Origin of the sequence: Polaromonas sp. CF318 (assembly GCF_000282655.1) — a bacterium.
Taxonomy (GTDB): Bacteria; Pseudomonadota; Gammaproteobacteria; order Burkholderiales; family Burkholderiaceae_C; genus Polaromonas.
Map to the genome: position 1 here is coordinate 17,048 of NZ_AKIV01000144.1, position 9,355 is coordinate 26,402.

Genomic DNA, 9,355 nt, shown 5'->3' on the forward strand with positions numbered 1-9,355 from the left:
CAATATAAATTCACGCTTCAACGCTTCCCATCACCATGGCTTCCTGGATTTCAATGAACGAGGCATGCGAGCTTCTCGGTGTGCGGCCGCAGACGGTTTACGCCTATGTCAGCCGCGGCAAGCTCGAGGTCGCGCCCGACCCGGCCGACACGCGCCGCAGCCTTTACCGCGCCGAAGACGTGGCGGGCCTGGCCAGGCGAAAACAGGCCGGCCGCAAGCACGAGACCGTGGCCGCCAACACGCTGTTCGGTGCGGAACCCAGCATCCCGACGGCGCTGACGGCCTTCTTCCGCGGGCGCCCGTACTACCGGGGCCGGGACCTGATCGGCCTGTCGGCATCCGCCACCCTGGAGGATGTGGCGCAGCTCTTATGGAATGCCGAACAGGCGGTCGATTTTTCGTCGCCTGAACCGGCCTCCGGCAAGCCGGGGAGGGCGCTGGCCTTCACCGCCCTGGCCGGCCTGGCGGCCGAAGGGCACTCGACGCGCGGGCGCCTGACGCGGGTGCTGCACGGCGAGGCGCAGCGCCTGGTGGGCCTGGTGGCCAATTCCTTCGGCGCCCGGCAAGCAGGCAAGCCGCTGCATGAGCGCCTCGCGCAAGGCTGGAAACAGCCCCCCGAGGTGGCCGACCTGCTGCGCACGGCCATGGTCTTGCTGGCCGACCACGAACTCACCGGCTCGGCTTTCGCCGCGCGCATTGCGGCTTCGACAGGCGCCTCATTGCCGGCCTGCCTGCTGGCGGGATTGACCACGCTCTCGGGCCCGCTGCACGGTGACGCCTCCGGCCGTGTCCACGCCTTGTTCGGCGAGGTGGAACGGCTGGGCGAAAACAAGGCCATAGACCATTACCTGTCGACCGGCCTGGCCTTGCCGGGGTTCGGCCACCACATCTACCCGGACGGCGACCCGCGCGCCGCCGCGCTGCTGGCCTTGTTTGAGCCCTCGAAAATGATCACGCGCTTTATCGAACAGGCCACGCAGCTGACCGGCCTGCAGCCCAATATCGACGTGGCCCTGGCCGCGCTGGTCGCCCACCACCGGCTCCCCGCCGACGCGGCCTTTGCCCTGTTCGCGACAGCCCGCAGCGTGGGCCTGCTGGCGCACAGCCTGGAGCAGCTGGGCGTTGCCCAGGTGATCCGGCCGCGCGGGCGTTATGTGGGCGTCATGCCGGACATGCCGCAAGGGCGGGTTTAACCCAATAATTTGACCAGGGCCCGCAACCCCGCCGTCACCTCGCCGTCGCCGATCAGGCCCAGCCCAAAGGTCAGGCCGTTGTAGCGCAGCCGCCGCAGCCCGGACCGGTCCAGCGCTTCCACCGCGATCCCCGCCTCGGCGGCCGTGCGCGCCACCTTGTACGCTTCGAACTGCGGTGCCAGCATCGCGCTCACATGCAGCCCGGCCGCCGACGGCAGCGGTATCAGCAGGCCTTCCGCATGCTGCTCCATCGCCTGCAGCAGGGCGTCGCGCCGCCCGGCATAGAGGCGACGCATGCGCCGCACGTGCCGGGCGAGATGCCCTTCGCGGATGAAAGCGGCCAGCGCCAGTTGGGTCAACAGGGGCGGCGCGCCCTGGGTGGCGTGCAGCGCCGCCGCGAGCCGCTCCCGCGCCCAGGCCGGCGCCACCACAAAGCCGGCGCGCAGGGCAGGGAACATCACCTTCGAAAACGTGCCGACATAAAACACCAGGCCGCTGTCGTCCAGCGAGTGCAGCGCGTCGAGCGGGCGGCCGCCGTAGCGGAACTCGCCGTCGTAGTCGTCTTCGATCACCACAGCCTGGTGCTGCCGCGCGAATGCCAGCAGTTGCGCGCGGCGGTTCAGGGACATCGCGGCGCCGACCGGGAACTGGTGCGAAGGCGTCACGCAGATCACCCTGGCCTCTGGCGGCAGGCGGTCGACGCGCAGGCCCTCCTTGTCGAGCGGCACACGCTGCAGCTGCGCGCCGCGAAACGCCATGGCCGCGTGCAAGGGCGCATAACCCGGGTCCTCGACGGCCACCACCGTGGCCTGCGGCGTGACCAGCACGTCGGCCAGCAGGGCGAAGGCGTGCTGCGCGCCCGAGGTGATGAACACGTCGTCGGCGCTGCAGGCCACCGCGCGCGACAAGGACACATGGCCGGCAATCGCTTCGCGCAGCAGGGGGTCGCCGGCGGGGTCGGTGTAAGCCCTGGGCGCGCGCGCGAAGTCGTGCTGGGCGTGGCCGCACAGGCGGCGCCAGCGATCCCAGGGAAACTGCGAGTGGTCCGGCAAGCCCACGCGAAAGTCAAAGCGCGGCCCGGGCGGCATGGCCTCGGCGGACCACGGCGCCACGCGCCGCCAGGCGTCGGGCAGCTCGGCCAGGGATGGGCCGGGTGGGTTTGATGGCGGCGCCGCATGGCCGCGCGGCGGTATCGCCCCCGCGACGAAAGTGCCGGCGCGTTGGCGCGGCTGCAGATAGCCTTCGGTCGCCAGGTGTTCGTAGGCGGCCAGCACGGTGTTGCGCGAGACACCCAGCCTGTCCGCGAGTTCACGCGTGGTCGGCAGCCGCACCCCCGCGGCCAGGCGCCCGTCGATGATGGCCGCCCGGATCTGGCGGTGCAGGGCGGCGAAGCGGTCCCGCGAGCCGGCCGCGGGCATGTCGATGTGAAATTCCATGCCTGTTCTGGCCCTTATGAATTACCCAATTGTGGAGCTTCAAAGGTACCAGATGGCATGCCATCCTGCGGGCCGGAAACATGAAATAAAACCTGAAACAAAGGGTGATGCCCCCAATGGATACCGCACTCGTCCTGCTCTCGCTGTTCCTGATCGACAGCCTGGCCATCGTCAGCCCGGGCCCCAACATTCTGCTGGTCGTGCATGCGGCCGCCGAGCGCGACCGGCGCGGCGCCTTGCTGATCGCAGCCGGCCTGGCTGCCGCAGGCGCCATGTGGGCGCTGATCGCGGTCACCGGCCTGACGGCGGTTTTTGAACTGATGCCTTCGCTGCAGACGGCGATCCGGGTCGCCGGTGCGGCCTACCTTTTGTATATAGCCGTGCGCTTGTGGCGCTCGCACGCGGGGCCCAAGCCCACGGTGGCCATCTCCGAACGGGCGGCGCAGCCGGCGCACAAGGCGCTGTTGCGCGGCCTGGCCACCGGCCTGCTGAACCCGAAATCGCTGGCTTACTTCGGAAGCATCTTCGTGCTGCTGGTGCCGGCCGATGCCAGCTGGCCGCTTCGCGCCGCGGCGGTCGGCTTGGTGCTCTTCGACGCGCTGCTCTGGTACGGCCTGGCCGCCTGCCTGTTCTCGACGCCGCGCGTGATCGAAGGCTATATGACGCTGCGCCGGCCCATAGACCGCGCCTGCGCGGCGCTGATGGCTGCGTTCGGCGTCAAGCTGATGCTGTGAGCGCGGGGCAGAAGAGGCTTTGCGCTTGGGGAAATGGATTCTTTGAGGGTCTTGGGCTGATTCAAATAATACTTAACATAATATACATCGTGGAACATAAAGACAGTACAAGACAACCAGGCGACTGGGCGTCATCACTCTCAAACCGGGCTGAGCACTAAGTGGATGCAATCACCATTGCCCGGCCGGCCGTTTCTTCTGGATCGCGGCGGCGATGGCTTCGGCGGCGTCCGGGCGGTTGGCTCGCTGGGCGAACTGCAAGGCGGTCAGGCCTTGCTGGTTCTTGAGCTGGGGGTCGGCGCCTTCCTCCAGCAGCAGCTCGACGGCCGCCGGCGTGCCGTACATGGCGGCCATCATCAGCGGGGTTGTGCCGTTGGGTGACTCGGCGTCGATATAGGCGCTGTTCTCCAGCAGCAGGCTGATGATGGCCACGTTGCCGTTGCTGGCGGCATAGTGCAGCGGCGTCCAGCCGGTCTTGTTGACGTCGGCGCCCTTCTTGATCAGCTTTTCGGCCAGCGCCTGGTGGTCCTTGAGCGCGGCCAGCATAAGGGCGCTTTCTTCCTTGCTGTTGAGGATGTTGACGTCGGTCTTGGGCCAGGCGATCAATGCTTCGGCGACCTTGGGCGAAGGCTCGCGCAAGGCCAGGTACAAGCCGGTCTGGCCCGTCGGGTCCAGGGTGTTGGGGTCAAAACCGCGCTGCAGCAGGCTCTGGATGACGGCGGGATTGTCCTGCCGTATGGCCATGAAGAAGTCTTCGTAGGAGCCAGCGCTTGCCGCAGAAAATCCAGTAATAACAATAAGGTAAATCGCCTTCTTAAAGTATTGGATGAGGTTTTTCATGAGGTTGTTACCCCGCTGAACAGGCGCTCGAAGTTGCGGCTGGTGGCCTCGGCAATGGTTTGGAGTGGCTGCTGCGTCAGCTCCGCGATCTGCTTGGCCACGAAGGGAACGTAAGACGGGTTGTTGGTTTTGCCGCGGTAAGGCATGGGCGCCAGGTAGGGGCTGTCGGTCTCTATCAGCATGCGGTCCAGCGGAACGAATTGCGCCACTTCGCGCAAATCGGCCGCATTCTTGAAGGTCAGGATGCCGGAAAACGAGATGTAAAACCCGAGGTCCAGTGCCGCCCGGGCCACGGCCAGGGTTTCGGTGAAGCAGTGGAAAACGCCGGTGGCAGCGCCGGGCTGCCCTACGCCACCGCCCTCCTCCTTGAGGATGGCGATGGTGTCGTCGGAGGCGCTGCGGGTGTGGATGACCAGCGGCTTGCCGGTCCGGCGGGCCGCACGTATATGCACCCGAAAGCGCTCGCGCTGCCATTCCATGTCGGCCACGGTGCGCTCGCCCAGGCGGTAATAGTCCAGCCCGGTTTCGCCTATGCCGACCACCTTGGGTAGCGCGGCGCGCTGCAGCAGGTCGTCCAGGCTGGGCTCACGCACGTCCTCGTTGTCGGGGTGCACACCCACGGTGGCCCAGAAATTGTCGTAACTCGTGGCCAGGCCGTGGACGGTTTCAAATTCTTCCAGGGTGGTGCAAATGCACAGTGCCCGGTCGACCTTGGCGTCCTGCATGGCCTGGCGGATTTGCGGCAGCTGGGCCTGGAGCTCGGGAAAGCTTAAGTGGCAGTGGGAGTCGGTGAACATTCCGCGGTGGCTCTGGATGGATGCCGCTGTCCCACTATATAGAGAGGGACTAGGGCAAAAGGCATGGAAAGCGGGCGGCCGACGCGGCCGCCGGTCCGCTTAAATCGTCTGGGTGGGCCGGTCGGAGGCCAGGTGCGCGCCCAGGATTTCTTCGATCTTGATCTTGAGCAGGCGGGATTTTTCGTCGGACGGGAAACGCACGCCCACGCCCTGGGTGCGGTTGCCGGCCGCCCTGCCGGGCGTGACCCAGGCCACCTTGCCGGCCACCGGGTAGCGCTGCGTGTCTTCGGGCAGCGTCAGCAGCACGTAGACGTCGTCGCCAAGCTTGTAGTCGCGTGCCGTGGGAATGAAGACGCCACCTTCCTTGAACAGCGGGATGTAGGCGGCGTACAACGCCGCTTTTTCCTTGATGGCCAGCTGGACGACGCTGGGCCGGGCGCCGGCGGCTGCGGGGGAACTGGCGGGGGGCGTTGTGCTCATGGCGCTAGTTTATCGGTTTGAAGGGGGCGGTGTCCGCAATTGCGCGATGAATGGCGGCCTTTATTTGGCATTGAGTGCCAGCCGGGCGCGGCTGACCAGCGACTCCAGCATCAGGCCCGGGTTGTAGGGGTGTTCCACGGTGCGGGCGATGCTGGCCAGCTCGCGCGACCAGCTGGCCAGCGCGTACAGCCCGGCGCCCGCCTTGCCGGCTGCGGCGGACAGGTCGGCGGCGCTGAAAAACCGCGGCGCGGCGCCCATGCGCACGGCCAGCACATCGTGGCAGAGCTTTTGCAGCGCGTCGACCGCCTGCGCCGGCGCCCAGTCCGACAGGGCGCTCACGTCGCCGCGCGCCATGGCTTTGGGCAGGGCCTGCCAGTGCTGGGCCGCTTCGCCGGCTGACGCATCCTGGGCCCAGGCCAGCGCATCGGCCGGGCGCCCGCCCGAGGCGACCAGCAGGGTTTGCAGGTCGGCCGGTTTGGGCGCGGACGCGGCTTTTTTGGCGCTGCCGCCCTCACCCGCCTGGCTGATTTCCTGCTGCAGCCAGCCCAGCGCCAGCTCAAAATCGGGCCAGACCATGGTGTGGCCCAGGCAACGGCTGCGTATGGTGGGCAGCAGCTGGTGGGCCGCGTCGGTGGCCAGGATGAATTTGACCGCACCCGGTGGCTCTTCCAGCGTCTTGAGCAGGGTGTTGGCCGTCACGTTGTTCATGCGCTCGGCCGGGAACACCAGCACCACCTTGGTCGTGCCGCGCGAGCGCGTGAACTGCGTGAAGGACACGGCCTCGCGCGCGGCGTCGACCTTGATTTCCTTGCTGGGCTTGCGTTTTTTGCTGTCGAGCTCATCCTGGGTTTTTTCGTCCAGCGGCCAGCCGAGCGCCAGCGACAGGGTCTCGGGCATCAACATGCAGAGGTCGGCATGGGTGTGCACGTCGACCGCATGGCAGCTGCCGCAATGGCCGCAGGCGCCTTGCGGCGTGGGTTCTTCGCAAAGCCAGGCGCGGGCCAGCGCCAGCGCCAGCTCGAACTGGCCCAGGCCGGACGGCCCGCTGAGCAGCCAGGCATGGCCGCGCTGCACCAGCAGGCTTTCGAGCTGGGTTTGCAGCCAGGGCGCCAGCGGCGGGTTGCTCGATGGGGTTTCGCCGGGGTCGCTCATGGCAGCCAGCCTTTGGCCATAAACACCTGGCGCACCGCCTGCCAGACCTCATCGCGGCTTTTGGCGGCGTCTATGCGGGCAAAGCGCTCGGGGTGGTTTTTCTGCCGGTCGGCATAACCCTGCGCCACGCGCCGGAAAAACTCCAGCGGCTGGGCTTCAAACTTGTCGGGCACGCGCGCACCGGCCAGGCGCACAGCGGCTTCTTCAGGCGCCAGGTCGAACCAGACCGTCAAATGCGGCTCGATCACGGTTTCGACTTCGGGTTTCATGGGCGTGTTGCCGGCCGGGTCGCCCAGCAGGCCTTCGTCGGACTGCACCCATTGCTCCAGCGTGGCCAGCAGCTTCAGGTCAAAGCCACGGCCCGCGCCCTGGTAGGCAAAGGTGGCGTCGGTGAAACGGTCGCACAGCACCACCTCGCCGCGCAGCAGCGCCGGGGCGATCACATGGACGATGTGGTCGCGCCGGGCCGCGAAGATCAGCAAGGCCTCGGTCAGCGGGTCCATGGCGTCGTTGAGCACCATGGCGCGCAGCTTTTCGGCCAGCGGCGTGCCGCCGGGCTCGCGCGTCAGCGTCACCGCCCTGCCCTCGGCCTTGAACGCCTCGGCCAGGCCTGCGATGTGCGTGGACTTGCCGGCGCCGTCTATGCCTTCGAAGCTGATGAAGAGGCCGCTCAGAGGTCTGGTGCTCATGGTCACTGACCTCGTATGTATTTGTTGACCGCGCGGTTGTGCTCATCCAGGCTGGCGCTGAACTGGCTGCTGCCATCACCGCGCGCCACAAAGTAGATGGCCTTGGTGGGCGCCGGCTGCACTGCCGCGAGCAACGCGGCCCGGCCCGGCATGGCAATCGGCGTGGGCGGCAGGCCGGCGCGGGTGTAGGTGTTGTAGGGCGTGTCGGCCAGCAGGTCGCGCTTGCGCAGGTTGCCGTCGAACTTGCTGCCCAGGCCGTAGATCACGGTCGGGTCGGTTTGCAGCAACATGCCCAGGCGCAGCCGGTTGCTGAAAACGCCGCCTATCTGCGGCCGGTCGGAGGGCTTGCCGGTTTCTTTTTCGACAATGCTGGCCAGGATCAGCGCCTCATCCGGGGTTTTCAGCGGGGTGTCCGGGCTGCGCAGGGACCAGGCGGCATCCAGGCGCTTGTCCATGGCGCGCGCCGCGCGTTTGAGCACGGCCAGGTCGCTGGAGCCCTTGGCATAGGTGTAGGTGTCGGGGAAGAAACGGCCCTCGGGGTGCACGCCCGGCTTGCCCAGTTTTTCCATGATGGCTTCGGGCGCCAGGTTCAGCGTGTCTGGCGACAGCTGCTCGGCTTTTTGCAGGGCCGCGCGCACCTGGTTGAAGGTCCAGCCCTCGACCAGCGTGACGCTTTTGAGGGCTTCCTCGCCGCGCACCAGCATGCTGAGCAGCTTGCGCGGCGTGGTGCCGGGCACCAGTTCATAGCTGCCGGCCTTGATCAACCGGGCCTGGCCGGAAAAGCGGAACCAGGCGTGGAGCAACACCGCCGGCACGTCGGCGCCGCTGGCCACAATCACCTCGGCGACGCCGCTGGCGGGCGTGCCGGGCTCGATTTCCAGGTCCACCACCTGGCTGCCGGGGGCCAGGCGCAGCGGAATCGGCTCGTGCAGCCACCACAAGCCCGCACCGAACAACAGCAGGGCGCCGGCAAATACCAGGATCAACAGACTTGTAAAGACACGACGCACAACCCAGCTACCTTTTCAGTACAGAACGCAAAAGCTCAAGCCTATGATAATTCAGCCCATCTTCTCACCGACTGTGAACGCCCCATGACCCTGCCCAGCACCGCTCACCCGCTTTCCGGCATCACCGAACTGACGCACCTGGGCGTCATCCGCGTCACGGGCGACGACGCCGTCACCTTCCTGCAAGGCCAGCTGACGCAGGACGTGGCGCTGATGGGCGATCACGAAGCCCGCCTGGCGGCTTTTTGCAATGCCAAGGGCCGCATGCAGGCCAGCTTTGTGGTCTTCAAGCGCGGCGCGGACCTGCTGCTGGTCTGCAGCCGCGACATCCTGCCCGCCACACTCAAGCGCCTGTCCATGTTTGTGCTGCGCGCCAAGGCCAAGCTCAGCGACGCGAGCGCGGAATTCGCTTTGTATGGCGTGGCCGGCGCCGCCGTGGCGCAACTCGCGGGCCGCAGCGGCGCTCTCTGGGAAAAAGCCGACCTCGGCGAGACCAGCCTGGTGTTTTTGCATCCCGGCGCAGGCCAGGCACGCGCGCTGTGCTGCGCCCCGGCCGGCTCACCCGCGCCCCAGGGCCGGCAGATCAGCCTGGCCGACTGGCAATGGCTAGGCGTGCGCTCCGGCATTGCCATGATCACCCAGCCCATCTTCGAGGCTTTTGTGCCGCAGATGCTCAATTACGAATCCGTAGGCGGCGTGAACTTCAAGAAAGGCTGCTACCCCGGCCAGGAAATCGTGGCGCGCAGCCAGTTTCGCGGCACGCTCAAGCGGCGTGCTTATGTGGCCCACACCGCCGGAATGCCTGCGGTCGGCCAGGAAGTGTTTCATGCGTCCGATGCCTCCCAGCCCTGCGGCCTGGTCGCCGCGGCGGCGCCCAACCCGGCCGGGGGCTTCGACGCCATTGTGTCCATGCAGACTTCCGCGGCGGCCGATGCCGAGGGCGGCCGCCTCACCCTGGGAAGCGCTTCGGGCGAAGCCCTGACATTGCTCCCCCTACCCTACGCGCTGCTCGAAGATATCTGAT

10 protein-coding genes are annotated in these 9,355 nt (G+C 67.2%); 3 read left to right on the plus strand and 7 right to left on the minus strand.

Going from position 1 to position 9,355, the window contains the following annotated elements; translation table 11 throughout:
* Nucleotides 1-53: 53 nt before the first annotated feature.
* A complete protein-coding gene (locus PMI15_RS22125; RefSeq protein ID WP_007874417.1) occupies nucleotides 54-1,193 on the plus strand; it encodes a citrate synthase family protein in 1,140 nt (379 codons plus the stop codon).
* On the opposite strand, the gene PMI15_RS22130 is transcribed toward PMI15_RS22125, so the two are convergent.
* Entirely contained in the window at nucleotides 1,190-2,629 is a 1,440-nt protein-coding gene (locus PMI15_RS22130; RefSeq protein ID WP_007874419.1) for a PLP-dependent aminotransferase family protein, read from the minus strand. The two genes, PMI15_RS22125 and PMI15_RS22130, sit on opposite strands and share 4 nt — an antisense overlap.
* A 116-nt stretch (nucleotides 2,630-2,745) precedes the next feature.
* Here PMI15_RS22130 and PMI15_RS22135 point away from each other — a divergent pair, with 116 nt between their 5' ends.
* Nucleotides 2,746-3,363, plus strand: coding sequence for a LysE family transporter (locus PMI15_RS22135; RefSeq protein ID WP_007874423.1), 618 nt, complete (start codon nucleotides 2,746-2,748; stop codon nucleotides 3,361-3,363).
* A 171-nt stretch (nucleotides 3,364-3,534) separates the two neighbouring features.
* On the opposite strand, the gene PMI15_RS22140 is transcribed toward PMI15_RS22135, so the two are convergent.
* The 6 genes from PMI15_RS22140 to mltG all read right to left on the minus strand — a co-directional run bounded on the left by PMI15_RS22140 (nucleotide 3,535) and on the right by mltG (nucleotide 8,331).
* A complete protein-coding gene (locus PMI15_RS22140; RefSeq protein ID WP_007874424.1) occupies nucleotides 3,535-4,203 on the minus strand; it encodes an ankyrin repeat domain-containing protein in 669 nt (222 codons plus the stop codon).
* Nucleotides 4,200-5,000: a TatD family hydrolase gene (locus PMI15_RS22145; protein WP_007874425.1), complete on the minus strand. Its 801-nt coding sequence runs from the start codon at nucleotides 4,998-5,000 to the stop codon at nucleotides 4,200-4,202. The genes PMI15_RS22140 and PMI15_RS22145 overlap by 4 nt, the downstream gene beginning before the upstream one ends.
* Nucleotides 5,001-5,099: 99 nt before the next feature.
* On the minus strand, nucleotides 5,100-5,480 hold the full coding sequence (locus tag PMI15_RS22150; protein ID WP_007874426.1) for a PilZ domain-containing protein: 381 nt from the start codon (nucleotides 5,478-5,480) through the stop codon (nucleotides 5,100-5,102).
* Nucleotides 5,481-5,540: 60 nt separating this feature from the next.
* The gene (locus PMI15_RS22155) at nucleotides 5,541-6,632 is read right to left on the minus strand and encodes a DNA polymerase III subunit delta' (RefSeq protein WP_007874428.1); all 1,092 of its coding nucleotides are present in this window, start codon (nucleotides 6,630-6,632) and stop codon (nucleotides 5,541-5,543) included.
* On the minus strand, nucleotides 6,629-7,321 hold the full coding sequence (gene tmk / locus PMI15_RS22160; RefSeq protein WP_007874430.1) for a dTMP kinase: 693 nt from the start codon (nucleotides 7,319-7,321) through the stop codon (nucleotides 6,629-6,631). The genes PMI15_RS22155 and tmk overlap by 4 nt, the downstream gene beginning before the upstream one ends.
* A 2-nt stretch (nucleotides 7,322-7,323) precedes the next feature.
* Nucleotides 7,324-8,331 (minus strand): endolytic transglycosylase MltG, encoded by a 1,008-nt coding sequence (gene mltG, locus PMI15_RS22165; protein ID WP_007874432.1) that lies wholly within the window; start codon nucleotides 8,329-8,331, stop codon nucleotides 7,324-7,326.
* An 84-nt stretch (nucleotides 8,332-8,415) separates the two neighbouring features.
* Here mltG and PMI15_RS22170 point away from each other — a divergent pair, with 84 nt between their 5' ends.
* Nucleotides 8,416-9,354, plus strand: a complete 939-nt coding sequence (locus PMI15_RS22170; RefSeq protein WP_007874433.1) for a folate-binding protein YgfZ — start codon at nucleotides 8,416-8,418, stop codon at nucleotides 9,352-9,354.
* The last annotated feature ends 1 nt before the right edge of the window (nucleotide 9,355 follow it).

Excerpts from the sequence above, each read along its gene's own strand:
- PMI15_RS22155 (WP_007874428.1), bottom strand. The coding sequence starts at position 6,632 with ATGAGCGACCCCGGCGAAACCCCATCGAGCAACCCGCCGCTGGCGCCC.
- PMI15_RS22125 (WP_007874417.1), top strand. The coding sequence starts at position 54 with ATGAACGAGGCATGCGAGCTTCTCGGTGTGCGGCCGCAGACGGTTTAC.
- PMI15_RS22140 (WP_007874424.1), bottom strand. The coding sequence starts at position 4,203 with ATGAAAAACCTCATCCAATACTTTAAGAAGGCGATTTACCTTATTGTT.
- PMI15_RS22170 (WP_007874433.1), top strand. The coding sequence starts at position 8,416 with ATGACCCTGCCCAGCACCGCTCACCCGCTTTCCGGCATCACCGAACTG.
- PMI15_RS22150 (WP_007874426.1), bottom strand. The coding sequence starts at position 5,480 with ATGAGCACAACGCCCCCCGCCAGTTCCCCCGCAGCCGCCGGCGCCCGG.
- PMI15_RS22130 (WP_007874419.1), bottom strand. The coding sequence starts at position 2,629 with ATGGAATTTCACATCGACATGCCCGCGGCCGGCTCGCGGGACCGCTTC.
- tmk (WP_007874430.1), bottom strand. The coding sequence starts at position 7,321 with ATGAGCACCAGACCTCTGAGCGGCCTCTTCATCAGCTTCGAAGGCATA.
- PMI15_RS22145 (WP_007874425.1), bottom strand. The coding sequence starts at position 5,000 with ATGTTCACCGACTCCCACTGCCACTTAAGCTTTCCCGAGCTCCAGGCC.
- PMI15_RS22135 (WP_007874423.1), top strand. The coding sequence starts at position 2,746 with ATGGATACCGCACTCGTCCTGCTCTCGCTGTTCCTGATCGACAGCCTG.